The following is a 24777-nucleotide window of genomic DNA, read 5'->3' as shown; positions in this document are numbered from 1 at the left end:
CGGTCAGTCGGTAAGGGAAAGGTAGGGCGGCCTGGGTCACAAGCCGCGTTGCTCGGTGCCGCCAGGGAAGTGAGCGGGGCGCTTGCCCAGGAAGGCGGCCACGCCCTCCTCCCCTTCGGGGGAGGCCGCCGCCGAGGCGAGAGCGCGGGCCTCACGGTCCAGGTGCGCGTCGAGGTCGCTGGACAGCCCGTCGGACACCAGCCGCCGAGTCGCGCCGAAGGCCCCGGTCGCCCCCCGCGCGAGCGTGGCGGCCACCCGCCGAGCTTGCGCCGGCAGCCGCTCGGCGCTCACCACGGTCGTCACGAGTCCCATGCCGGCCGCTTCCTCCGCGGAGATCCGGCGATTGGTGAGCAGCAGTTCCAGCGCCCGCTTGGGACCGACCAGCCGGGGCAGCGACCAGGTCACCCCGGCGTCGGGCGAGTAGCCGATGCCGGTGTAGGCGAGGGTGAACGTCGCGTCGTCCGCCGCGATGGTGAAGTCGGCCGCGGCGGCCAGTCCGACTCCGGCACCGGCGACGGCTCCCTGCACCTGCGCCACGAGCGGCGCGTCCATCGTGGCGAAGATCCGCAACGCTCCGTGCAGCGCGTCGGTCACCTCGATCAGGTGCTCCTCCAGCGCTCTCCCCCGCAAACCGGAGAATTCGCGCAGGTCGCCGCCGACGCAGAAGGATCGCCCCGTGCCGCGCAGCAGGACCGCCCGGACGTTCTCGCTCAGGCAGACCTGGGCGGCGTCCCGCAGCTCGCGCGCCAGCCCCAAAGAGATGGCGTTGCCGCGCTCGCCCCGGCACAGGACGACGTCCGCCACCCCGTCCAGGACCTCCACCGTGACACTCATCTCGCCGTCCAGCCACCGTCAACCACCAGAACCTGTCCGGTGCAGTACGACGAGGCGTCCGAGGCGAGGAAGAGCAGAGCGCCGTCGAGCTCGGCGGGATCCCCGCCACGGCCCAGCATCGTGTTCTTCTCGACCCACCGGCTGGACCGGGCGTCGGCGAACAGCTCCTCGGTCATCTCGGATCGGAACCAGCCCGGCGCCAGCGCGTTGACCCGCACGCCGGCCTGACCCCACTGGCCGGCCAGCTCGCGGGTCAGTCCCACCAGTCCCGCCTTGGAGGCCGCGTAGCTCGCGCCGCCCATCGGGGCCGCCGACACCAGGCCCAGGATGGAGGCGACGTTCACGATGCTGCGGCCGGTGCCGGACGTCGCGGCCATGAGGCGGGCCAGATGGAACGGAGCGACCAGGTTCACGGCGAGAACGTCAGCGAAGTTCTGTGAGCTCTCGTCTTCGGCGCGGGTTCCGCCCGCGACGCCGGCGTTGTTGATCAGGACGTCGAAACGGCCGGTCTGCGCCACGGCGGTCGCGACGAGCCGTTCGCGATCGTCCTCGCGGCTGACGTCACAGGCCACCGGGTGGATACGGGAATCACCGGCCGCCAGCTCAGCCAGCCGGTCGGCCCGCCTGGCCGCCGCGAACACGGTCGCCCCGGAGGCGGCCAGGACGGCCGCGAAGCGGGCCCCGAGCCCGGAGGAGGCCCCGGTGACCACGGCCGTCCGCCCGCTCAGGGAGAACAGGTGGTCGATCACTCGTCGACCCCGATCGGCAGGGCAAGCGCGCCGCCGTCGATGACGAGGGTCTGGCCGGTGATCCAGGAGGAGGCGTCCGAGGCCAGGAACAGCGCCGCGCTCGCCACGTCCTCGGGCGTGCCCAGCCGCCGCAACGGCAGCTTCGCGGTGAGAATGGGCTCGCGCGCCTCCCAGACGGCCCGCGCCAGCTCGGTCTTGATCAGTCCCGGTGCGATGGCGTTGACGCGCGCCTTGGGGCCGAGCTCGTAGGCGAGCTGCCGGGTCATATGGATCATGGCGGCCTTGGTGGCGTTGTAGTAGCCGATGTGCGGGTCGACGATCAGCCCGCCCACCGACGCGATGTTGATGACGGCGCCTCCGTGCTCGGCCATCGAGGCGTTCCAGGCGCAGCGAGTCCAGGCGATCATCCCGTACTGGTTGACCCGCACCGTCTTCTCCGCGCGGGGCAGGTCGAGGTCGAGCAGGTCGCCGTGGTAGGGGTTGGTGGCGGCGTTGTTGACCAGGACGTCCACCCGGCCGAAGCGCTCCATCGTCTCGTCGATACAGCGCTGTGCCTGCTCCGGCTCCCCGGCGTTGGCCACGACGGTGTGCACACCCCCGCCCGCCTCGGCGCGCAGCAACTCGGCACGTGCGCCGGCCAGCCCCTCCGCCTTGCGCGCGGCGATGACCACGTGCGCTCCCGCGGCCCGGTAGGCGTGCGCGATCGCCAGCCCGATGCCACGGGACCCACCGGTGATCACCGCTGTCCGGCCGTCGAGCACGTTCATGCCGCCCCCTTGTTTCGGTACTTGGCCAGTTCCTGGCGGGCGACGGTACGCAGGTGAACCTCGTCGGGCCCGTCGGCGATGCGCAGCGCCCTGGTGATCGCGAACAGCCGGGCCAGAACGGTGTCATCGCTGACCCCGGCCGCTCCGAACGCCTGGACGGCCCGATCCACCACCCGGTGCGCCGTCTCCAGAGCCGCCACCTTGATGGCCGCGACCTCCATGCGGGCCGCGGAGTTGCCGACGGTGTCCATCAGCCACGCGGACTTGAGCACCAGCAGCCGCACCTGTTCGACCTCGATGCGGCTGCGCCCGATCCATTCCCGCACGACGCCCTGGTCGGCCAGCGGGCCGCCGAACGCCTCGCGGTCGAGCACGCGACGGCACATGAGCGCGAGGGCCCGTTCGGCGAACCCGACCGCGCGCATGGCGTAGTGCATCCGGCCGGGTCCGAGCCGTCCCTGGGCGAGCGCGAAGCCGTCGCCCTCGCCGCCGAGCAGGTTGGCGGCGGGTACGCGTACGTCCTCGAAGAGCACGTCACCGTGCCCGAGCCGGTCGGTGTAGCCGAACATGGGCAGGTCCCGCAGCACCGTGATGCCGGGGGTGTCCCGGGGGACGAGCAACATGCTCTGGCGCCGGTACGGGTCGGCGTCCGGGTCGGTCACCCCCATGAGGATGATCAGCTTGCAGTCCGGGTCGAGGATGCCCGAGGTGTACCACTTGTGGCCGTTGACCAGGTAGCTGTCGCCGTCGCGGGTGATCCTGGTGCGCAGGTTTCGAGGGTCGGAACTGGCCACGTCGGGCTCGGTCATGGCGAAGCACGACCGTATCTCGGCCGCCAGCAGCGGGCGCAGCCACCGCTCCTGCTGCTCGGGGGTGCCGAACAGGGCCAGCAGCTCCATGTTCCCGGTGTCCGGGGCGGAGCAGTTGAACACCTCCGGCCCGAAGACGCAGCCGCCGGCCAGTTCGGCGAGCGGCGCGTACTCCAGGTTCGTCAGGTTGGCGCCCCAGTCGCCGTGGGACATGAACAGGTTCCACAGGCCCTCGGCGCGAGCCTGCTCCTTGAGTTCGACCATCACGGGGGGCAGGGCGTGCGGGTCGTCGGCGGTGGCGAGCTGCCGGTCGTAGACGGGTTCGGCGGGATAGACGTGCTGCTCCATGAAGGACCGCATCCGGGTCTGGAGCTCGCGTGCGCGGGGCGAGTAGGAGAAATCCACTTATGTCCCTAGAAAGTCGTGCGCTGTGCGGATCATGGCGGCGATGGTCGGCGGCAGGCGTTCCTGGTCGGGGTCGTGGATCCGGCCCTCGCGGTGCCGACGCAGGTTGTGGCCCATGATCGCGGCCATCTTCATCCGGCCGAGCGCGCGGAACCAGTCGAAGCGGGGCAGCGGCGCGGCGCCCGCGAGGTAGGCCTCCAGCAGCTCCGCCTCGGTGGGCAACCCGGGCACTTCCCTGCCCAGCACGGGGAAGTTGCGGTGGTCGGCGAACAGCAGGAACCAGACCAGGTCCGTACGCGGGTCGCCGACGCTCCAGATCTCCCAGTCGACGACGGCCGCCGCCTCCCGCGCCCGGTACAGGACGTTGCCGAGCCGGAAGTCGCCGTGCACCAGGACCGGCGGCAGATCGGCGGGCACGTCCTGGGCGAGCCGGTGGAGCAGCTCGTCGGATCCGGGGCGCAACTCGGCGGGAACGGCGCGCATCGTGCGGCTCCACTGGCCGAGCTCGGCGACCGCGTCGCGAGGCGGTGGCGCGTCCAGCGCCAGGGAGGCGACGTCGAGATCGTGCAGCCGCCGCAGGACACGGGCGGCGTCCAGCATGCGGGCGCGGGCCAGCTCCGGAGTGAGATCGTGCTCGTCGAGCACCGGTTCCGCGGCCTGGCCGGCGACGAACTCCATGGCGAACCAGGCCGGTTGCCGCTCATCGACCGCCACCACCTCCGGGACGGGCACCGCCGTGCCGGCCAGCGCCTGGAGCACCCGGGCCTGGCGGAGCATGTCGTTGCGGCCCACCGGCCGTTCGGCGGGCGGAACCGCCTTGACGACGTGCTTGCGCTCTCCCACCGTGACCACGTACGTGAGTCCGGAGTGGCCGCCGGCGAGCGTCTCCAGCGGGCCCACCCGCTGCCCGGGGAACGCGCTGACGACCCGGTCGGCCAGGCCTGACGAAGCGACGTCGGCGGTCATCGTACGGGCTCCTTGGGCAGGCCGAGCACCCGCTCGGACAGGATGGTGCGCTGGATCTCGTCGGTCCCGCCGGCGATGCTGTAGCCGGGCGCGCCCAGCAGATGCTCGGTCCAGGCGAAGGTGCCCCACTCTCCGGTGTCGGCGACCAGTCGCGGCCCGAGCAGCTGAAGGACCAGGTCGCTGGTGCGGCGCATGGTCTCGGTGGCGTAGAGCTTGCCCACCGACGCCTCGGCTCCCGGTTCGCGGCCGGAGACCAGCGCCGCGGTCACGCGCAGGCCGATGAGGCGCTGGACGAGCGTGCGAGCGTACAGGTCGGCCGCGAGGTTCCGCTCGTGGCCGGTGAGCGGCCGCGGCAGGTGCCGGGCCAGCTCGACGGCGCGGTCGGCGTTGTCCAGGCCGAGGGCGCCGGAGTCGAGCCGTTCGGCGGCCAGCACCGTCAGGGTGACCCGCCATCCCTCGCCGACGGGGCCCAGCCGATCGGTGTCGGGTACCACGACACCGTCGAGGTAGACCTCGTTGAAGCTGATCCCGCCGGTCATCTGCCGGATGGGGCGAATGGTGACACCCGGGGCGTCCATCGGAACCATGAACACCGTGATGCCCGCGTGTTTGCGCACGTCAGGGTCGGTACGGCAGACGGCCACGCCCCAGGACGCGACCGTCGCCCCCGAGGTCCACACCTTGTGCCCGTCGAGCACCCAGTTGTCGCCGTCGCGAACCGCCCGCGTACGGACCGCGGCCAGATCGGACCCGGCCTCGGTCTCGGAGAACAGCTGGCAGGCCAGCTCGTCAGCGCGCAGCATCGGCCTGATCCAGCGTTCCCGCTGCTCCGGCGTGCCCCAGATCCGGATGGCCGGGGCCACCAGTTGCTGGGTGACCGGGAAGATCTCGGTGCGGCGCGGGACGTCGAAGGCGGCCTCCTCCTGCCGGTAGAGCTGCTCGTAGAACACGGGCAGACCGCGTCCGCCGAACTCCGCCGGCCAGCTCAGCGCGCCCCAGCCCGCGTCGAACCGGGTCACCTCCCAGGCCCGGATCCGTTCGGTGTGCTCGCGCTCCTCCTCTTCGGACCAGTTCTCGAAGACCGCGACCGAGTCGTCACCGGTGCCCCAGGCACCGTTCGCCTGCCGCGGCCGGGCGACCGACGCGAGCCAGTCGCGGGCCTCTGCCCTGAACTTCTCAGGTGCCGGACTATCGCTCATCAGTTCCTCTATCGGGACAACACCGTGCAGGCGCTCACGCCCGGGGCGCCGTACACGTGGGTGAATCCGACTCTCGGCCGGCCGGGCACCTGCCGGTCTCCGGCCTGCCCGCGCAGTTGCCGGACCACCTCGCAGACCTGGCGCAGACCCGACGCGCCGATGGGCTCACCGTTGGCGATGCAGCCGCCGTCGGTGTTGACCGGCAACGAGCCGCCGATCTCGGTGGCGCGCGAGGCGATCAGCTTCTCCTGCTCACCGTCCTCGCAGAACCCGCACTCGGCCATGTGCATCACCTCGGCACCGCTCTCGGTGTCCTGCAGCTGGCACACATCGACGTCGCCGGGGGCGACCCCGGCCGCTTCGAACGCCGCCGCCGCGGCGTCCCTGGTCACGCTGCTCAGCTCGCCGCCGGCGATCCAGGGGCTGAAGACCTCGAACGAACCGAAGCGGCGAGACCGTACGACCGCTGATCGCAGGGTCACCGGGACGCTCGTCAGCTCCCTGGCCACCGAGGCGCCGCACAGCACCAGCGCGGCCGCGCCTTCTCCCGGGGAGCAGAACATGTAGCGGGTCAGCGGGTCACTGACCATGCCAGAGGCGAGAATCTCGTCGGCGGTCATCGGCGTGCGCCGCCAGGCGTTGGGGTTGCGGGCGCCGTTGCGGTAGGCCTTCTCCGCGACCAGCGCGAGCGTACGGGAGCTGATCCCGTGGTCGTGCATGTAGCGGCGGATCTTCATGCCGAAGAACTGGGTGGTGACCATCAGCCCGTCACGCCCGTAGGCCTCGTCCAGGCCCCAGTCGGCCGGCATCGGGTCGAAGGCGCCCCGTGGGTGCTTGTCGAACCCGACGGCCAGCACCACGTCGGCCATGCCGCCGCGGATGGCGTTCACCGCCGACACCAGAGCGCTGCCGCCCGTCGCGCAACCGTTCTTGACGTTGACGAACGGCAGGCCGGTCAGACCTAGCTGGGCCACCAAGGTGTCGGCCAGCCCGGCGGCGTCACTGCCGCCGAACGCCGCTCCCACCCGTGACCACGCGATCCCGGCGTCGGCGAGCGCGGCGTTCACCGCGTGCACGGCATGCCCGCGGCCGGTCGTGTGCTCGGTGCGCCCGAAGGGCGACATGCCGGCGCCGGCGATCAGGACGTCGGTCATCGGACGCCTTCGATCGGGACGGCGCGCGGCACTCCAGTGACGGGCTCGATCGGGACGGCGCGCGGCACTCCGGTGGCGGGCTCGATCGGGACGGCGCGCGGCACTCCGGTGGCGGGCTCGATCGGGACGGCGCGCGGCACTCCGGTGGCGGGCTCGATCCGCAGCGGCATGCCGATCCGGATCGAGTCGAGGTCGCCGACGTCGAGCACCGCCGCGACGCGGACGCCCTCCGGCAGCTCCACATACCCCACGGCGAAAGGCCGGAAGCCGCCCTGTGGCGGCGCGTACGGGGGTGATTTCGGGGCGAACCGCTGAACCGTCCACGTCCACAGCTCCCCCGCCGAGGACAACGTCACCTCGGACGTCGCCCGCCCGCACCGCGGACAGGCGTCGTCGGCCGGGTAGACCGTCACCGCGCACTCACCGCACCGCGAGCCCCGCAGACCGGCCTGCGCCATCGTCGACACCGGTCAGCGACCCTTCCACTTCGGCTCGCGCTTCTCCAGGAACGCGGCCACGCCCTCGGCGGCGTCCTCGGAGTTGAGCGTCACGCCGACGGCCAGGTGCTCCATCACCATCAGCGACTGGATGTCGGCCTCCAGGCTGCGGTCGATGGTCATCTTGGTGATCCGCATCTGGAAGGGGCTCTTGTCGGTCAGGTGGCTGATGAACTCATCGACCGTGGCATCGAGCTCCTCCGCGGGCGCCGACTTGTTGATCAGGTCGAAGTCGGCCGCCTCGACGCCGGTCAGCAGCTTGCCGGTGAGCATCAGCTCCTTGGTCTTGCGGATGCCGATCATGCGGGGCACCCGGTAGATCGGCCCCGCGCCGCCGAACAGGCCTCGGCGGATGTGGAAGTCCCCGATCTTGGCGTCGTCCGCGGCGATCGCGAAGTCACAGGAGATCATCAGCTCGAAGCCGCCGGCCGTGACATAACCCTCCAGCACCGCCACCGAGGGGGTGCTCATCGAGTACAGCCGGTCGCAGACCTTCGCCGAGATGACCGCCACGTCCATGGCCGTGCTGCTGCCGATGTAGTCGGCCTGCAACTCGTCGAGATCGAAGCCCGAGCAGAACGTGCCGCCCCGGCCGCGTAGCACCAGGACGCGCAGCTCGGGGTCGGCGTCGACCTCGGTGATGATCTCGTCGAGCCGCTTGAGTATCGGCAGGGTTACACAGTTCTTCTTCCACGGGCGATTGAGCCAGACTCTCGCGACGTTGCCATCGCGCTCGAACTGGATCTCTTCCTCTACCGTCAACGTTCCTCCTTGAACTGAATTCAGTACAGTTCTATGGGCCGACTGCGGCCCTGTCAATAGCAGGTATTGTGCGAAATATCGCCTGTCAGACCCCGTTCAGGCCGAGCAGACCGCCCAGCCGTGCCCGGTGGTCACCGGCCGTGCCGAACAACACTTCGGCCGCTCGGGCGCGGCGTAGGTAAAGGTGGGCGGGGTGCTCCCAGGTGAACCCGATCCCGCCGTGCAGTTGCACGTATTCGGCCGTCGCCCGGCTGTACACGCCGGAGCAGACCACCTTCGCCGTACTGGCCGCCACCGGCAGATCCCGCGACGAGGCGGTGACGCACGCCACCGCGAAGACCGCGGCCGAACGCGCCGCCTCGATCTCGACCAGCAGGTCGGCCAGCCGATGTTTGATCGCCTGGAACGAGCCTATCTGCCGGCCGAACTGACGGCGCTGCAGCACGTACGACACGCTCGCGTCGAGCGCGTGCGCGCTCCCGCCGACCTGCTCGGCGGCCAGCGCGGCCCGCCCGATGTCGAGCACCCGCCCGGTGATCGCGGCGGCGTTTGCCCCGATCGGTACGAACGGCGTGTCCGCGAAGGTGACCAGGGCCTGGGGACGGGTACCGTCCAGAACCGTCCGGGCCGTCCGGGTGACGCCTTCCGCGCCACGCTCGCACGCGAAGAGACCGGCTCCATCGGCGGTCCGCGCCGCGACGATGATCAGGTCGGCTCCGCAGCCGTCGAGCACGAAGTCGGCCGTCCCGCTGCCGGTCCACCCGCCCTTCCCTGGCGTGGCTCGTAGCCCGCCGCCGTCGTCGTCGAAGCCCGCGACCGTCGCGGTGAGGGTGCCCGCGGCGATGCCGGGAAGGTAGCGGGCGCAGGCTTCGCGATCTCCGCTGAGCAACAGGGCGTAGGTCGCGAGCACGGTGGTGGAGAGCAAAGGGGCGCACAGCAACGCCCGCCCCGCCTCCTCGAAGACCACCGCGAGCTCCGCGAACGAGAAGCCCGACCCGCCGTACTCCTCCGGTATCGCCAGGCCCTGGACGCCGAGCTCCGTGGCCATCCGCGCCCACAGTGCCGCGTCGTGTCCGCGGCCGGTCGCCAGGTGCTCGCGTACGTCCTCCGACGCGGCGGCCTCGGTGAAGAAGTCGCGCAGGACCTCCCGTAGCTGCTTGCGTTCATCGGTGTCGCCGAGCAGCGCCGGATCGACGTCGAGCATCAGGCCTCCAGTTCGTTCACATCGCGTAGCTTGAGCTCACTTAGCTTGAGCTCACTTAGCTTGAGCTCACTTAGCTTGAGCAAGGTCGCGGCCTCCCCACCGAAGTAGGCCAGCTCCGCGGTCTCGGCGAACGAGGGGTCCGACGCGTCTCCGCGCGCGGCCACCCGGCCCTCGTGCAGCACCACCACCTCATGGCAGGAGGTGAGCGCCCTGCTGAGCAGTTGCTCCAGGAGCACGATCGTCATCCCCTCGCGGGCGAGCTGGTTGATCCGGGCGTAGACCTCGTCGACCAGGGCCGGCGCCAGCCCCAGCGCGGGCTCGTCGAGGATCAGCACGTCCGGCCGGGCCATGAGGGCCCGGGCGATGGCCAGGATCTGCTGCTCTCCTCCGCTCAGCCCGGCCGCGGCCACCGACAGGCGGCCGCGCAGCCGCTCCGGCAGCCATGTGGCGGTCTCGTCGAGGCGGGTGCGCAGAGCCGATCCATGGACGCCCGCGGCGTAACCGGCCACTTCGAGGTTCTCCCGCAATGACAAGGTCTTGAAGAGGGCACGACCTTCGGGGACCAGGCTGCCGCGGACCGGGCGCGCACCAGGCTCGCCGATCCGCACCTGCCCCGACGACGGACGCAGCGAGCCATGAATGATCTTGCCGAGCGTGCTCTTGCCCGCGCCGTTCGCCCCGACGACGCCGATGACCGCGCCCTTGCCGATGTCCAGGTGGACGTCGTGCAGGGCGGCGACACCACCGTAGTGGTGGCTGACGTCGCGCAGGGCGATGGCGACGCTCTCGTCGGCGCGGGCCGGCAGTTCGGCGCGCGTGGCGATCAGGCCGAGGTACGACGAGCGCACTTTCGGGTCCGCCAGAATGGCGCCCGGCTCACCGGAACCGATCGGCTTGCCGAAGTCGAAGGCGACCACCCGGTCGGCGACGGCGAAGAGGTCGTCCAGAACGTGATCGATGATCACGACGGCGGCGCCCCGCGCACGCAGGCGGACGATCTGCTGGGCGGCCAGTTGCCGCTCTGTGGCGTCCAGGCCGCCGAACGGTTCGTCCAGGATCAGCAGCTTCGGCTCCTCGGCGATCGCCCGGGCCAGGTCCAGGCGCTTCTGCAGCCCGAACGGAAGTTCGGCCGGGTAGCGGTCGGCCACGTCGGCCAGTCCGGTGAGGGCGAGCAGCTCATCGGCCCGGGTGCGGTCCGCCGTACCGACCCAGCGCTTGGTGCACAGCACGTTCTCCGCGACCGTGAGCTCCGAGAAGGTCTCCGCGTGCTGGAAGGTGCGGGCGATTCCCAGCCTGCGCCGTGCGGTGGCCCTCGTCCCCATCAGGTTCACACCCGCGTAGTCGACCGCGCCGCTGATCCGCGCGCCGCCGATGAGCCCTGAGACGGCGTTGAGCAGCGTGGTCTTGCCGGCGCCGTTCGGGCCGATGATGGCGAGCACCTCGCCGGGCCGTACGTCGAGCGACGCGCTCTCAAGGGCGTTCAGACCGCCGAATCGCACGGACAGGCCATCGACGACCAGCAACGGCGCCGCCTCGTCCGCGGCCGGCCGGTCCCTCGCCAAGGTGGCGGGAGCGCCGTCCCCGCTGTCGGCGGCCGTCGCGCTGACGTGATGCTCGCCGTCGGGAAGGCCGGGGCCTCGCCTGCCCAGCGCCCTTCGTACCAGCGAGCCCAGGAACGGGACCACTCCGCCGGGGAGGAAGATCAGCGCGGCGATCAGCAGAACGCCCTGCACCACCGGCTGCGGCACCGACGCGGCGTCGGCCACCGTCGGCACCCACACCAGGTAGACCCCGCCCACCACGGCGCCGAACACCGAGCCGACGCCGCCGAGCACGCAGGCCGCGATGATGGTGACACCGAAGTTCAGCGAGAACGTATCAGGGCTGACGAAGCCGGTGATCAGGCCCAGCAGCACGCCGGCCAGGCCGGTGAACGCCGCGCTGACCGCGAACGACAGAGCGGTCTGCGCCTCGGGCACGATGCCCACCGAACGGGCGACCAGCGGGTGCGCCTTCGCGGCGACCAGCCGCATGCGCAGCGCGGTCGACCTGGCGAAGACCGCGACCGCGAACACCACTCCCGCCACGAGGACCGCGAGATACTGGGCCTCGCCGCCGCCACTCGGGACCGCGCCGAACACACTGTCGAGCGGGGCCACCGCCACGCCCTGGTCGCCGCCGGTCACGCTGGTCCACCGGTTGATCACCTCAAGGGACACCAGGCTGAACGCCAACGTCAGCAGGGCGATGTAGAGCACCGAGAACCTGGCGCCGGCGTACCCGAGGAAGGCGCCCATCAGCGCGCACGACCCGATCGCCCCCACGATCACCCACTCCAGCGGCCACTGATGCGCGCTGCCGTACGCCGCGAAGTAGGCGCCCACGGCGACGAACGCGGGATGGCCCACGGACCACACCCCCGACCAGCCGGCCAGGAGGCCGACCGAGAGGACGACGATCGCGTAGACCGCGGCGAGCCCGACCGAATAGGCCTGGTAGGCCGGGATTGCCCCGGACTGCATCAGCGCGACGAGGGCCAGCCCGGTGATCGGGCCGAGCGCGGCCCGCACGAGATTCGAGCGGGTGAATACCATGTGCTGCTCCTCAGACCCGCTGGAAGGTGCGTGTGCCGAACAGGCCCTGCGGGCGGATCAGCAACACGAGGACGGTGAAGGAGAACACGAAGGTGTCGCGAAAGCTGGCCGAGACGTAGCTGGCCGCGAGGTTCTCCAGTACCCCGACGGTCAGACCTCCGATGACGGCTCCGTACATGCTCGTGAGCCCGCCGAGGAAGATCCCGGCGAACGCGCGGAACAGCGGCGCGGCCAGCACCGTGGGCACCAGCCCCGATCTGGGCGCGTAGAGGCAGGCGGCGAGGGCGGCCAGCGCGAGGCCGAGTGCCCACGCGATCCGCGCGACGCGTTGCGCGCTGATGCCGATGAGCTGGGCGGTGTCCGCGGACTCGGCGACGGCCCGCATCGCCGACCCCAGCGTGGTGCGCCCGAACAGGAAGGCGACGGCCGCCATCGCCACCGCCGCGATGCCGATGGTCACCAGGCTCTGCGCCGGCAGCGCCGCGTCACCCCATCGGACGGTGCCGTCCACCAGACTGGGAAAGGTCTTCGGCTGGGTGCCCCAGATCGAGTCCACCACGCTCTCGACGATGAGCGAGACACCCATCGTCACCACGAGCGCGGAGAACAACTGCCCCTGACCGAGCGGCCGGATCACCACCTCTCGGACGACCACCCCGGCCAGCGCGGTCACGGCGACCGCGGCGAGCACGCACAGGATCATCGCGAGGCCGCTGTCACGGAACGTGACCGCGGCGTAGAGTCCCAGCGTGGCCAGGGCGGCGAGGGCGAAGTTCACCACGTCCGTCGCCCGGTAGATGATCACCAGGCCGAGGCCCATCAAACCGTAGATCGCGCCGCTGGCGACGCCGCTTACCAGGACGAGCAGGAATTGATCCATTCCGACCGTCACTCTCTCGCAGGGCGGCTCATGCGCTCCGCGCCCTGTCACCCAAAATGAACTCAGTTCGAGAACCTTAGACGACGAGTCGCCGTCCAGCAAGCCTCCCCGGCGGGGGCCGCCTTCGATACTGAACCAACTTCAGTTTGCTACTGTGTCGCCATGCTGGTGCCGACCATGACAAGGGCCGAGGTCCGCCTCCCTGCGAATCGGACGGCGCGGTGAGAGCGCTCCGGCTGCCGGGCTGGGGCCTGCCGCCCGTCCTCACCGACGTCGACCAGCCGGCCCCGCGAGGGCTCGAGGTCCTCCTGCGTGTGGAAGCCGCCGGACTCTGCCACTCCGACCTGCACGTTCTCGACGCGGGTCCGGGTGACATGCCCTTCCCGGCGCCGTTCACCCTCGGCCACGAGGTCGCCGGCCGGGTCGCGGCGGTGGGCCCGGCCGTCACCGGGATCACCGTCGGCGATCGGTACGTGGTGTACGGCCCCTGGGGCTGCGGCGACTGCCGACGCTGCGTGGCGGGCCGGGAGAACTACTGCGACCGCCGAGCGGAACTGCCGTGGGCCGGGATGGGGCTGGGCCGCGACGGCGGGATGGCCGACTACGTCCTCGTGCCGGCGGCCCGCCACCTCCAGCCGATCGGCGAATTGGATCCTGTGCAGGCCGCCCCGCTGTCCGATGCCGGCCTGACGCCTTACCACGCCATCCAGCAGTGCCGGGCGTCCTTGGACGACGGATCGACGGTCGCCGTCATCGGGGTCGGCGGCCTCGGACATCTGGCCATTCAGCTCCTGCGCGCGTTGACGCCGAGCCGGGTGTTCGCCGTCGACGTGCGCGAGGAGGCCCTGGCCGTCGCCGACAGGTGCGGCGCCCACCTGAGCACCCGCCTTTCACCGGATACCGGCCGCGTCCTGCGCGCGGCGAGCGGCGGCAGCGGCGTTGACGTCGTGCTCGACTTCGCGGGCACCGGCTCAACGGTCGATCTGGCCGCCGCCAGCCTGCGCGCCGACGGTGACCTCGTCGTCGTCGGCAACGGAGGCGGGCACCTGACCGTCCGCAAACCGGGCCCGTTGCCCCCGGGCGGCAGGATCTCACTGCCGTTCTGGGGCACCCGGCCCGAACTCGCGGAGGTGATCGCCCTCGGCCGATCCGGGGCGCTGCACGTCGAGGTCGAGCGGTTTCCGCTGTCCGCCGCCCATGAGGCGCTGACCCGGCTGCGCGCCGGAGAGCTCAGGGGACGCGCCGTCCTGACGCCCGACTGACGCGTCAACCTCCTGGGCCATCGCGGAGTACGCCACGCACGACGTCGAGCCGTACACCCGGTTCGAACTCCGGCAGCCACCACGTCGCGCCCGCCTTCGCGTACGGCTCGGGATCGACACCGAGCGGCAGACTGACGGCGATGTCGTACGAGTCCATCTCGCCATGGCGCAGTTCGGTGAGGGTGGCGACGACCTCGGCGAGCTGGTCGGGGTGCTCGAGATTGACCGGGAAGAAGCCGTCGAGCCGGGCTGCCCGGCGGATCGGCTTGACGTTGCCCGGGAATCCGGCGGCCCACACCGGCACGCCGGGCCGCTGAACCGGCCGCGGCAGGAACGCGATGTCGTCGACGGTGTAGTGCTCGCCGCGATGGCGCACCGGCTCGCCGGACCAGGCGGCGGCCAGGATCGCCAAGGACTCGTCGAGCATCTGCCCGCGCCGCCGATCGTCGAGCTGCTCGCCGGTCTTGGACAGCTCGCCGGCGAAGCGGTCGCTTCCGATGCCGACGCCGAGGGTGAGGCGGCCGTCGCTGAGCCGATCCAGCGTCGCGGTCTCCCGCGCGACCTTGGCCGGCCGTCGACGGGGAAGCGCCGACACCATCGGGCCGAGCCGTAGCCGCTCGGTCTTGGTCGCGATCGCCGCCAGCGCGATCCACGGATCAGCGACCTGCCGGACCGGCGCTCGCCAGCACAGCTGATCCCATACGAAGCAGCCGTCCCAACCGGCTTCCTCCGCGTCGGCGGCGAGGCGCGCGACCACTCGCGGGTCGGCGAGGTCGTCGAAGAGCGGCAGCCAGAGCGCCGATCGCAGCCGGTTCATGAGCGGCCTTCTTCGGTGCCGCCTTCTTCCGTGCCGCCTTCTTCCGTGCCGCCTTCTTCCATGTCGCCTTCTTCCGTGTGCCGGACCAGGGCTGACACGAGGTCATCCCATACCGGCCCCGGCAGGTCGTGTCCGGCCCCTTTCAGGACCAGCAGCTCGGCGCCGGGGATGGCGTCGCGGAGCGCCTCGCCGTGCGGCAGCGGCAGGAGCGGGTCGTGGTCGCCGTGGGCCACGAGCGTCGGCGCCGCGATGTCGCCGAATCCGCCTTGGGTCGGCTCGTCGAACTCGATGGCGTAGTGATTGGCCAGAGTCGAGGCGTAGTTCCTGGCGCGCGCCACGTCACGTTCGGCCAACGCGCGGATCGCGGCCTCGTCGAAGTACGGCGAGCCACCGGCGCAGGCTCTCGCGCCGGCGACCACATAGTCGACGAGCGCGGCCGCGTCGGAGGAATCCGGCTCGGCCGGCATGGCCAGGTCGCTGGACGGCGGCGGCAGGTCGTCGGCCCCGGTCGAGGTCGAGACGAACGTCAGCGACGCGACCCGATCGGGATGGTCCACACCGAGAATGAGTCCGATCCCGCCGGACATCGACTGACAGAGCACGTGGGCGCGTTCGATGCCCAGGGCGTCCTGGATGCCGAGCACGTCCAGGGCCAGGTCGGTGAGGGAATAGGTGGGCTGTCCCGGCGGGTAGCAGGTCGACCGGCCGGTGTCTCGATGGTCGTACCGGATCACGAACCGGCCACGGGCGGCGATGCGTTCGCACAGTTCGGCGTCCCACCACAGCATCGAGGCCCCCGCCCCGGCCACCAACATGATCGCCGAGGTCGCGCGGTCTCCGAAGGTCTCCACGCACAGCTCGACGCCGTTGATCGACAGGAGCTGTTCGCCATGGGATTGATGAGCGTTCATGTCTGGAAGGCTAAGTACCGCGACTCCATCGTGAAAAGCGATGATTATCGATCAATATGATCGCCTGTAGCGATGTTCACAGAAATCTGGCCGGCCAGCTCTTTTGCGCCTTCGACGGCGATGTCGATGGCTCGGGTCGCGAGCGGCGACTGGGTGCGTCCGGCCGGCCAGTACAGATACCACGTGGTGGCGGGCGATGGTCGCAGTTGGTGGATGCTGAGCCGGTCGTCGGACCAGGCATCGGATCCGTGAAGGGCGAGCCACGGCAGCACCGCCGACCCGATGCCCGCCCGCACCATCGACACGATGGTTTCGTGGCCGGCGGTTCGGAACACGATCCGTGGCCGCGCGCCGGCGCCGGCAAGCTCCCGCTCCAACCATGTTTGGTGATGGGTGGGAGGCCAGGCGACCATCGGAGCATCGTCGAGCAGCTTCACCCGTACTGGACCGTCGGGGAATGCGCCGGCGCCGGCCACCAGGAGGTACGGCTCGTCGAGCAGCTCGACGTGCTCGACGTCGCCTTCGATGCGGCCGTAGTGGAACAACAGGTCAAGATCTCCGATCTGTGGATTCTCCGGTTCCACCTCGGAAAGCCTGATGTCGCAGCCGGGGTGCTCGCTCAGCAGCCGGCGCACGACGGCCGGCAGGATCAGGTTGGTCGCGCCCTGAAAGGTGCCGATGTCGATCCGGCCGCTTCCCGCCCTGAAGCGATCGACGGCGTCGCCCAGCGCCTCCGCCTTCGTGAGCAGACCGCGCCCGTGAGCCAAGACCACCTCGCCAAGGGGGGTGATTCGTACCGGCCTTGGACCTCCAGGCCGATCAAAGACGGCGCCACCGACGGCCTTCTCCAGCGCGGCGATCTGCTGGCTCACCGACGATTGGGTGTAGCCAAGCCGAACCGCCGCCCGCCCGAATGTTCCTTCCTCGGCTATGGCAGCCATGGTCCTCAGGTGGCGTAGCTCGACGTCGACCATGACGTCAAGCATAGCGAACAGCGATCGACTTGAGCAGAAACAATCGCTTCCCTTAATGTGTCGACGTTTCCAGGGCCATCGACATTCAGGGCGCCGCTCCGCCTGTTGTCACGGGTCGGGGTCGGTGACCAGCTCGAAGGTAAGACCGGATTTCTTCGCCATATTGAAGATGTACGTCAGCGATGACCAGTACGACGTTTTACCGGTCCAACAGCCCAGCCCCGAAGACCCATGCAGGATCCCGTAGGCCTTGTTGTCGACCTCGCTGTAGAGCGGGCTGCCACTGTCCCCGGAGTGGGTGCAGATGGTGGACTGGAAGCCTCCATCCTTTTTCGTGATGTCGCCGCACCTGGTGTTGTTCGACCGCGCGCCGGTCGAACACACCATCCAGCCGACACGGACGTCGTCATACGCCCACATTCCGAATATCGGGAATGCCTTGGCGCTGTAGTGGATCACCGTGTTGTACGGCCATTTCGCCCATATTTTGACGTATTCAGCGAAGCCTCTGGTGACGAACGGCATGAGTGCTCCATCCGCCGGATATTCCGCGTTCCTGGTTGAGACTTCGCGGCGGCCGACGAACACGTCAGTGTGCTTCGTGTAATAGCTCTCACCGATGAGACAATGTCCCGCCGTAAGCGTGTACTTCCACCCGTTCGAGCCCTTCACATTGAAGCCGCTGGTGCAGAAGTCGCCCTTGAGCTTGTTGTAGTTCACGTCGTAGAGGTCCAGCCGCAAGCCGCCGCGCATCGGCGGGAAACACGCCTGGATCTCACACGGACCCCGCTGGGGCGTGATGGTCGGCGGATCGATCACGGTAACGTCCAGGTCGCCGGCTGTGGCGAGCCGACCGGCCGAACCGCGTACCGCTGCCGCGGCCTGGTAATGGAGTTCAACGCGGTTCTTCTGCTCGTTGATCACCGGCACCTGCTCGGGCGTGAGCCCCAGACGGGCACTGACGTCGACGGCCTTCGCCTTCAGTTCCTTGAGGGAGTGCTGCACGGCCACGACGCGGACGTGGTTCCGGTCCGGGATCGCGCTCAGCGCGGGGACCAGCGCCTCGGCGGCGGTGCTCGCGATGACCAGCACACCACCGTTCTCCTGGTCGATCCAGGACCCCGCGTAGGTGTCGGCATAGTCGCGGGCGAGCACGGTGTGCAGAGCCCCCGAGGTTCGCTGCAACTCCAGCCGGCGCATCGCCTCGTCGACACTGACGCCGTATTTCTTCGTCAGGTAGTCGACGGAACCGGGAACGTCCGCCACCCGTAGCTTCGCGGGGGCGGACAGCCGGATAGCGGGAGCGGCCAGCGCCGTATCAGGAACGGCGACAAGGCCGGCGACGACGACCAGGCTGAATGCCGTGGCCAGTCTCCAGCTCGCTCTTCTTCGCACGCGGGTCAGACCTTTCTGTTCTGGAAACTCAGATCTTTCGCGTGGAGTTTGTCAGGCGGCTGTGAATTCGAAGTGGATGGATTCTTCACGGGGGCTGTATCGGCGTACGAAGAGGGGTATGAATAACGGCTGTCCGCTTCATGCGCCGCGTCACCGCGCCCGAGTGGGCAAGTCGCCAGGTAGGCGACCCTCTCGCCGGCGACCGGTGCCAGGGCCTGCGGTATAGCGGTCAGTGCGAGCAGAGGGAATCGATGATGCCGCTCGCGTACGGATCGCCGCCGTGACCGGCCGCCCACTGGAGGCGCTCATCGTCACGCGTTGTGAGTTATGGCGCTTTGTTCCTGCCCTCGTAAACCAGATGGAGAGGCTATGACGGGTCAGCGTTTAATATGTGCGCCTCGCAGCGCCTTGTATACGGTGTCCCTGGCAAGGCCTGTAAGCATGCTTATGCGCCGGACGTTCGTGTCGCCAGAATGGTAGAGGTCGACTGCTATCTCCTTCCGTAACGTTGCAGAGGCGCCAGATTTTCTCGCCTCGATTGCTCTTACCACCAAGGCGTTACGGTCGGCCTGCTGCTTGTCCAAGCCGTCCCGTGGCGCCGATGGAACCACTTTGGTCACCCTCAAGCCTATCGCTTGCGACGACATGACCGCTGTTAGCAAAAGAGGCAGATCCGTCACTCGATCGTCGCCGAAGGCTGGGGTTGCGTCGAGCATCTTCATAAGCAGATAGGCCAGGCATGAAGCGGCCGCCGTAGCTTCCTCGTAAATCCAGGAGCCGGACAGTTCTGCCACTTCGGGCAGGATTCCTTGCACTTCCCAAACGTCAACCACATGGTCGACTGGCTCGTAGGTGATATACCTACGAACCTTCCTCTCGCCGTCCACGTCTGTGTACTCCTGCTCCTGCTCCTGCTCCTCCTCCAGGAAGCGGACAATCGCGTAGTGTCGTAGGGCAATCGGAAATTTGCCGCGATGAACCTCCAGAGACCCCACCCTGATGTCATCGGCGCATCTGAGGGCATCTGTAGCGTGCCTCGACAACTCGGACGCGTTGCGGGCGGTCAAGATGCGTGCACGGAAGAGGCCGATGTCATCGCTGGCATGCACAGTAGATCCCCCCTGGAAGCCGCCAAACAACCCCACTATATGGAGTGTCTACTGTTGGACATGTCGACGCTCGACATAAGGAGATTTCCGGGGAGTTGTTCTGTCCTTCTGGGAGAGGAATACGCCTACCCGGATAGAGGATCCTCATATCAACGAGGCAAAAAGGGAGGCTGGCGCGCATTGCGATCAACGTCTAGCTTTGGCCAAGCACATACGTTTGATCGCAATGGGAAGGATATGGCGCGTGCCAGAGGAAGAGCCTGATTGGCGAAAGCTACTCGCAAACGAAATTGGGCGGACGGTGCGGACTGCGATGGGAAGCCGAAGCCACACCGTCCACCTCTGCATCCTGCTGATCGCCATCGCAGCAGCGATTTCGCTGGTGCTGGCGGTCTACACGATGACAGCAGGTTAGCTCCTACGCGCGAGGGAGGGCCAGGCTTTCATCACGAACAAACCGCTGCTGGGCCCTCTCTCCACAAGCCAACGCTGGTCCGCACTTTAGGTGCGAGCAAAACGTCGCCTTCCCTCCCGGTAAGAATCACTGAGAGTGGCCGAATTCGTCATGCGCGCCGCAGCGCCGGCCCCTACGACGACGGCGGCCACGATAATCACCCCAACACCGGCAAGCAAGGAGAAGCACAGCCGATGACCACCAGGCCGACCATCACGCTGATCTCGTTCGGCTTCCTGCACGGCCCACCGCCCGAGGCCGACCGCGTCGAGGACGTCCGCGACCGACTGCGCGACCCCGCCGCCGCCCGCGACATCCTCAACCTGGACGGCCTGCACCCGCGCGTCCAGAACGTCGTCATCAACACCCCCGGCGCCCGCGAGCTCATCGACAACCTCGTGGACTACGCCATGCTCCCTGCGGGTCCGCGCCGCATCGCTGTGGGTTGCGCCGGGGGCAAGCACCGCGCCGCCGGCCTCATCGAGATCCTTGGACACCGCCTGCGCGAGCGCGGGCGGCAGGTCGACATCGAGCACCGCCACGTACACCTGCCCCGCGTTCTGAAGTAGGCGCGTCCGGGACCGCTGCTACCAGGCCCCCGCGCGGCTGTGCTGAGGCCTTGGTGCCGGCCGGCAACCTGCGGGCGCGAGTGGTCGTGCTCGTTCAGGAACTCCACACGCAGGTCCGCCGCCGCCACCGCGCTGACGACGTCGCGACGCCGTGCTGGAACTGCACGGAGGTGTGGGACTCGATCAGCCGGTCGCTGTCGACATGGATCGGGACCCGTGCGTTCCAGTTGGCCCGGTTGGTCGTCAGGTAGTTCGTGACGCCCGCACATCCGTACTCTCCCGAAATGCCAGTCGATGCGGCACGCACACCTCGTGTGCCTTGCCCGTCCCGCCGCTCAGCCGCTCGGCCAGCAGGTCCACCGCCGACTGCGCGATCAGCGCCTTGTCGGGTGCCACGGTCGACAGTGTGGGCGTGGCGAACCGGCCGTCCTGGATGTCGTCGAACCCCATCACCATCACCTCGCCCGGCACCTCGTACCCCCGCTTGAGCAGCGTCCGCAGGGCGCCAAGCGCGAGCGTGTCGTTGAAGCAGAAGACCGCGTCCGGCGCGCCGGAGTCGAGCAGGCGGCTCATGGCCTCGGCGCCGTCGGCGCGCCCCCAGCGTGCGACCGGCGCGACCAGTGACGGGTCGGCGGGGACGCCGGCCTCGGCGAGCGCCTGCTGGTAGCCCCTCAGCCGCAGGCGGCCCGTCGCGGCGACGGCCGTGCGCTGCACGCCGATGGCGGCGATCCTGCGCGCGCCGCGCTCGGCCAGGTGCAGGGTGGCCGCCCGCGCGGCGGCCACGTTGTCGATGCCGACGTGATCGTAGGGCGAGCGGCCCATCCCGATGCGCTCCCCGAGCAGCACCATCGGCGTACGCTCGTCGCGCCCGGCCAGGTCCTTGCCCGTGAGCGCGAGCGGGCTGAACAGCAGCCCGTCGATGAGGTGGTCGCGGATCCCGGAGATCACCACGCGTTCCTTGGCCCGGTCACCCTGGGTCTGGTCGATGAGCACGGTCCAGCCTCGCCGGTCGGCCGCCTCGATGACGTTCGTGGCCAGTTCGGCGAAGTAGGGGTTGTCCAGGTCGGGCACCGCCAGCGCGACCACGCCGGAGCGGCCCGCGCGCAGGCTGCGCGCCGACAGGTTCGGCCGGTAGGAGAGCTCGGCTATCGCCGCCTCCACCCGGGCGCGTGTCACGTCGCTGACATGGGGATAGTCGTTGACCACGTTGGAAACGGTCTTGATCGACACCCCGGCCAGCTCGGCGACGTCCTTCAGCCTCGGCCGCACCATGCCCCCCTCGCCCCCTTCGCCGTCGGAACCCTATCCGGTTTACAACGATGTAACGAACTGGCGCCAGACAATTTACAACGTTGGAACCAACGTTGTAGAACGTCCGTAACCTCACTGGCAGGAGTGATCTGGCATGTCCCTCGACAATCTCTCCAGGCGACGCGCGCTGGGCCTGGGCCTCGGTGCGCTGGTCATCGGCGCGGCGGGCTGCGGCGGAGGCGGCGGCCCCAAACAGGCGCAGGCGCCGGCGGCCACGGCGGCGCCCACCGCGTACACCGGCCCCTCGGTCTCGCTGAAGTTCTGGAACGGCTTCACCGGCGGCGACGGCCCGGTCATGAAGAAGCTGGTGGACCAGTTCAACGCCGAGCACCCGAACATCAAGGTGGCGATGAACGTCTACAAGTGGGAGGACTACTACGCGAAGGTCCCCGCGGCCGTCTCCGCGGGTCAAGGCCCTGACCTCGGCATCATGCACGTCGACAGCGTCGCCACCAACGCGGCACGTCAGGTCGTCCTGCCCCTCGACGACGTGGCCAACGCGCTCAGCCTCACCGAGGCGGACTTCTCCCCGCCGGTCTGGAAGGCCGGCGTCTACAAGGGCGCGCGCTACTCGATCCCGCTCGACGTGCATCCGCTCGGCATGTTCTACAACAAGACGGTCATGAAGCAGGCCGGGCTCGACCCGGAGCAGCCGCCCAAGACCGGCGAGGAGTACATGGCGGCGCTGGCGATGCTGAAGAAGGCGGGCATCCAGGGGCACTGGGCCACGCCGTTCCCGTTCACCGGAAGCATGCAGTTCGGGACGCTGCTCTACCAGAACGGCGGCCAGCACTTCGCCGACGACGCCAGCGTCTCGCGCTTCGCCGAGGACCCCGGTGTGCAGGCCCTGACCTGGCTCGTCGACCTCGTCAACAAGGGCTACAGCCCCAAGAACGTCGGCCAGGACGCCGACTTCATCGCCCTGCAGAACGGCAAGGCCGCCTTCAACTGGAACGGCATCTGGTCCATCAACACGCTCAAGGAGATCAAGAACCTGGAGTGGGGCGTCGCGCCGCTCCCGCAGATCGGGGCGAAACCGGCGGCGTGGGCAGGCTCGCACCAGTTCGTGGTGTTCAAGCAGCGTACGCCCGACCAGAACAAGCTGACCGCGGCCAAGGTGTTCATCAACTGGATCAGCGGCCACTCGCTGGAGTGGGCCAAGGGCGGCCAGGTGCCGGCCCGCAAGTCGATCCGCGACAGCGCGGAGTTCGCGGCGCTGAAGGAGCAGGCCACGATCGGCACCCAGATCGACTACCTGTACTTCCCGCCGTCGGTGGCGGGCATCGGGGACGCCTCCGCGGTCGTCGACCAGGCGATCAACGCGGCGACCCTGCTCAAGAAGAGCCCCAAGGACGCGCTCACGGAGGCCGCCGCCAAGGCCGACAAGATCCTTGAGGCCAACCGGAAGAAGTACGGCGCCTGATGGTCGCGATCTCGGCGAAGAGCGCGGCGGAAGAGACGCTGGCGCGGGAGGTGCGCGTTCCCCGATCGGGCAAGGCGACGCCGTACCTGTTCCTGGCGCCGTACCTGATCCTGTTCTCCGTGTTCGTGCTGGCCCCGGCCCTGTTCGGGATCTGGGTGAGCCTGCACGACTGGGACTACCTGCTCGAGGGCAAGCCGTTCGTCGGCCTGGACAACTACACGGCGCTGTTCGACGACCAGTCGCCCGTCTACGGCGACTTCTGGATGTCGATGCGGGCGACCGGGATCTTCACCGTGTTCAGCGTGCCGTTCCTGGTCGTGCTGCCGCTCGGAGTGGCGTTGCTGCTCAACCGGCCCTTCCGGGGCAGGACGTTCTTCCGGGGGCTGTTCTTCGCGCCGTTCGTGCTGGGCGTGGCGGTGGTGTGCCTGATGTGGCGGCTGCTGCTCGACCCGAACCTCGGCCTGATCGACTGGATACTCGGCACGCCGATCCCCTGGACCACCGCGACGCCGTGGGCCTGGATCGCGCTGGTCGGGGTGACGGTCTGGTGGACGCTCGGGTTCAACGCGGTGATCTACCTGGCCGGGATGCAGGACATCCCGCGCGAGCTGTACGACGCGGCCAAGGTGGACGGCGCGGGGCGGTGGGGCGAGTTCGTCCACGTCACGCTGCCGGGGCTGCGGCCCGTCGCGCTGTTCGTGGTGACGACGACGATCCTGGCCTCGGCGAACATGTTCGGGCAGTCGTACCTGCTGACCCAGGGGGCGCCGGGCGGGGAGACGCGGACCGCGATCATGTACATGCTCCAGCAGGGGCTCAGGGAGTACAAGATGGGCAGCGCCTCGGCCATGAGCTACCTGCTCACGCTGCTGCTGATCCTGGTCAGCGTGGTCAACTTCCGGCTGTTCAGGAGCCGGCCATGAAGCGCTACACGGGCCTGCTGGCCCTCGCCGTGGTGTTCGTGGGGCCGCTGGTGTGGGCCTTGGGCGTGTCGTTCAAGACGCAGACCGAGGCCACTCAGGTGCCGCCCACGCTGCTGCCCGCCGAGCCGACGACGTCCGCGTACGGGACGGTCTTCCAGGGCACCACGGACACGCCGGTGCTGCGCTGGTTCGCCAACAGTCTCATCGCCGCCACCGGGCACACGCTGCTGGTGCTCGTGGTGTCGTCGCTGGCCGCGTACGCGCTGGCCAGGCTGGAGTTCCGCGGCAAGAAGCTGATGTTCGGGATGATCGTCGGCACGCTGCTGGTGCCGGGGTTCGTCTTCCTCATCCCGCAGTTCCTGATCGTCGACCAGCTCGGCTGGCTGGACAGCCTGACGGCGCTCATCGTGCCGGGGGCGGCGGGCGCGTTCGGGGTGTTCTTCCTGCGGCAGTTCTTCGTCGGGCTGCCGCGTGAGCTGGACGAGGCCGCGCTGATGGAGGGCGCCAACCACTGGCACATCTTCTGGCGGATCACGCTGCCGCTGTCGCGGCCCGCGCTGGCCACGCTGGCCGTGCTGAGCTTCCTGTCCAACTGGAACGACTTCATCTGGCCGATCTACGTGATCTTCAGCCCGGAGTACTTCACGCTGCCGCCGGGCCTGTCGATCCTGCAGGGCGCGTACACGATCCACTATCCGGTGATCATGGCGGGCGCGGTGCTGGCCAGCATCCCCGTCCTGATCCTCTTCAGTCTGACCCAGCGGTACGTCATCGAAGGCATCTCTCGTAGTGGCCTGAAGGGCTGACAT

The 24777-nt window shown here is 69.2% G+C and carries 24 protein-coding genes; 6 read left to right on the top strand and 18 right to left on the bottom strand.

The features are described from left to right. Nucleotides 1-36: 36 nt before the first annotated feature. From AB0B61_RS33485 to AB0B61_RS33430, 12 genes are all read right to left on the bottom strand, one after another. A complete protein-coding gene (locus AB0B61_RS33485; RefSeq protein WP_358440438.1) occupies nt 37-834 on the bottom strand; it encodes an enoyl-CoA hydratase-related protein in 798 nt (265 codons plus the stop codon). Then, the gene (locus AB0B61_RS33480) at nt 831-1583 is read right to left on the bottom strand and encodes an SDR family oxidoreductase (protein ID WP_358440435.1); all 753 of its coding nucleotides are present in this window, start codon (nt 1581-1583) and stop codon (nt 831-833) included. The genes AB0B61_RS33485 and AB0B61_RS33480 overlap by 4 nt, the downstream gene beginning before the upstream one ends. Beyond that, the gene (locus tag AB0B61_RS33475) at nt 1580-2350 is read right to left on the bottom strand and encodes an SDR family oxidoreductase (RefSeq protein WP_358440433.1); all 771 of its coding nucleotides are present in this window, start codon (nt 2348-2350) and stop codon (nt 1580-1582) included. Before AB0B61_RS33475 ends, AB0B61_RS33480 begins: the two co-directional genes overlap by 4 nt. After that, nucleotides 2347-3564 (bottom strand): acyl-CoA dehydrogenase family protein, encoded by a 1218-nt coding sequence (locus tag AB0B61_RS33470; RefSeq protein WP_358440430.1) that lies wholly within the window; start codon nt 3562-3564, stop codon nt 2347-2349. Before AB0B61_RS33470 ends, AB0B61_RS33475 begins: the two co-directional genes overlap by 4 nt. Beyond that, nucleotides 3565-4530, bottom strand: a complete 966-nt coding sequence (locus tag AB0B61_RS33465; protein ID WP_358440428.1) for a phosphotransferase family protein — start codon at nt 4528-4530, stop codon at nt 3565-3567. After that, nucleotides 4527-5729 (bottom strand): acyl-CoA dehydrogenase family protein, encoded by a 1203-nt coding sequence (locus AB0B61_RS33460; protein ID WP_358440425.1) that lies wholly within the window; start codon nt 5727-5729, stop codon nt 4527-4529. The genes AB0B61_RS33465 and AB0B61_RS33460 overlap by 4 nt, the downstream gene beginning before the upstream one ends. Before the next feature lie 8 nt (nt 5730-5737). After that, nucleotides 5738-6883: a thiolase family protein gene (locus AB0B61_RS33455; protein ID WP_358440422.1), complete on the bottom strand. Its 1146-nt coding sequence runs from the start codon at nt 6881-6883 to the stop codon at nt 5738-5740. Beyond that, nucleotides 6880-7341: an OB-fold domain-containing protein gene (locus AB0B61_RS33450; protein WP_358440521.1), complete on the bottom strand. Its 462-nt coding sequence runs from the start codon at nt 7339-7341 to the stop codon at nt 6880-6882. The genes AB0B61_RS33455 and AB0B61_RS33450 overlap by 4 nt, the downstream gene beginning before the upstream one ends. 12 nt (nt 7342-7353) lie before the next feature. Next, nucleotides 7354-8142, bottom strand: a complete 789-nt coding sequence (locus AB0B61_RS33445; RefSeq protein ID WP_358440420.1) for an enoyl-CoA hydratase/isomerase family protein — start codon at nt 8140-8142, stop codon at nt 7354-7356. Between the two features lie 85 nt (nt 8143-8227). Continuing rightward, a complete protein-coding gene (locus AB0B61_RS33440; RefSeq protein WP_358440417.1) occupies nt 8228-9346 on the bottom strand; it encodes an acyl-CoA dehydrogenase family protein in 1119 nt (372 codons plus the stop codon). Further along, nucleotides 9346-11940 (bottom strand): ATP-binding cassette domain-containing protein, encoded by a 2595-nt coding sequence (locus tag AB0B61_RS33435; protein ID WP_358440415.1) that lies wholly within the window; start codon nt 11938-11940, stop codon nt 9346-9348. Before AB0B61_RS33435 ends, AB0B61_RS33440 begins: the two co-directional genes overlap by 1 nt. 10 nt (nt 11941-11950) lie before the next feature. Then, a complete protein-coding gene (locus tag AB0B61_RS33430; RefSeq protein ID WP_358440412.1) occupies nt 11951-12820 on the bottom strand; it encodes a branched-chain amino acid ABC transporter permease in 870 nt (289 codons plus the stop codon). A 221-nt stretch (nt 12821-13041) separates the two neighbouring features. On the opposite strand from AB0B61_RS33430, the gene AB0B61_RS33425 reads away from it, so the two are divergent. Continuing rightward, nucleotides 13042-14082, top strand: a complete 1041-nt coding sequence (locus AB0B61_RS33425; RefSeq protein WP_358440410.1) for an NAD(P)-dependent alcohol dehydrogenase — start codon at nt 13042-13044, stop codon at nt 14080-14082. Between the two features lie 4 nt (nt 14083-14086). Here the strand turns inward: AB0B61_RS33425 and AB0B61_RS33420 are convergent, their stop codons facing one another. The 5 genes from AB0B61_RS33420 to AB0B61_RS33400 all read right to left on the bottom strand — a co-directional run bounded on the left by AB0B61_RS33420 (nt 14087) and on the right by AB0B61_RS33400 (nt 19288). Then, nucleotides 14087-14899 (bottom strand): LLM class flavin-dependent oxidoreductase, encoded by an 813-nt coding sequence (locus tag AB0B61_RS33420; protein WP_358440407.1) that lies wholly within the window; start codon nt 14897-14899, stop codon nt 14087-14089. Further along, nucleotides 14896-15810 carry an alpha/beta fold hydrolase gene (locus AB0B61_RS33415; RefSeq protein WP_358440404.1) on the bottom strand — a complete coding sequence of 305 codons (915 nt, stop codon included), beginning with the start codon at nt 15808-15810 and terminating at the stop codon, nt 14896-14898. Before AB0B61_RS33415 ends, AB0B61_RS33420 begins: the two co-directional genes overlap by 4 nt. A gap of 44 nt (nt 15811-15854) precedes the next feature. Continuing rightward, the gene (locus AB0B61_RS33410) at nt 15855-16784 is read right to left on the bottom strand and encodes a LysR family transcriptional regulator (RefSeq protein ID WP_358440401.1); all 930 of its coding nucleotides are present in this window, start codon (nt 16782-16784) and stop codon (nt 15855-15857) included. A 108-nt stretch (nt 16785-16892) separates the two neighbouring features. Continuing rightward, entirely contained in the window at nt 16893-18179 is a 1287-nt protein-coding gene (locus AB0B61_RS33405; protein WP_358440398.1) for a S1 family peptidase, read from the bottom strand. Between the two features lie 377 nt (nt 18180-18556). Beyond that, the gene (locus AB0B61_RS33400) at nt 18557-19288 is read right to left on the bottom strand and encodes a hypothetical protein (protein WP_358440395.1); all 732 of its coding nucleotides are present in this window, start codon (nt 19286-19288) and stop codon (nt 18557-18559) included. Between the two features lie 244 nt (nt 19289-19532). Here AB0B61_RS33400 and AB0B61_RS33395 point away from each other — a divergent pair, with 244 nt between their 5' ends. Both AB0B61_RS33395 and AB0B61_RS33390 read left to right on the top strand, forming a co-directional pair. Beyond that, the gene (locus AB0B61_RS33395; RefSeq protein ID WP_358440392.1) at nt 19533-19703 is read left to right on the top strand and encodes a hypothetical protein; all 171 of its coding nucleotides are present in this window, start codon (nt 19533-19535) and stop codon (nt 19701-19703) included. 233 nt (nt 19704-19936) lie between these two features. Then, nucleotides 19937-20311, top strand: a complete 375-nt coding sequence (locus tag AB0B61_RS33390) for an RNase adapter RapZ (RefSeq protein ID WP_358440389.1) — start codon at nt 19937-19939, stop codon at nt 20309-20311. A 243-nt stretch (nt 20312-20554) separates the two neighbouring features. On the opposite strand, the gene AB0B61_RS33385 is transcribed toward AB0B61_RS33390, so the two are convergent. Further along, nucleotides 20555-21583, bottom strand: a complete 1029-nt coding sequence (locus tag AB0B61_RS33385; RefSeq protein ID WP_358440386.1) for a LacI family DNA-binding transcriptional regulator — start codon at nt 21581-21583, stop codon at nt 20555-20557. Nucleotides 21584-21716: 133 nt separating this feature from the next. Between AB0B61_RS33385 and AB0B61_RS33380 the strand changes: the two genes are divergently transcribed. The 3 genes from AB0B61_RS33380 to AB0B61_RS33370 are packed head-to-tail and all read left to right on the top strand — an operon-like array spanning nt 21717 to nt 24774. Continuing rightward, a complete protein-coding gene (locus tag AB0B61_RS33380) occupies nt 21717-23045 on the top strand; it encodes an ABC transporter substrate-binding protein (protein ID WP_358440383.1) in 1329 nt (442 codons plus the stop codon). Continuing rightward, nucleotides 23045-23968, top strand: a complete 924-nt coding sequence (locus tag AB0B61_RS33375) for a sugar ABC transporter permease (RefSeq protein WP_358440381.1) — start codon at nt 23045-23047, stop codon at nt 23966-23968. The genes AB0B61_RS33380 and AB0B61_RS33375 overlap by 1 nt, the downstream gene beginning before the upstream one ends. Further along, entirely contained in the window at nt 23965-24774 is an 810-nt protein-coding gene (locus tag AB0B61_RS33370; RefSeq protein WP_358440379.1) for a carbohydrate ABC transporter permease, read from the top strand. The genes AB0B61_RS33375 and AB0B61_RS33370 overlap by 4 nt, the downstream gene beginning before the upstream one ends. Nucleotides 24775-24777: the final 3 nt, after the last annotated feature.

Origin of the sequence: Nonomuraea sp. NPDC049158, from assembly GCF_040648335.1 — a bacterium.
In the GTDB taxonomy this organism is placed as follows: domain Bacteria; phylum Actinomycetota; class Actinomycetes; order Streptosporangiales; family Streptosporangiaceae; genus Nonomuraea.
This window is presented reverse-complemented; position numbering and strand designations above follow the sequence as displayed.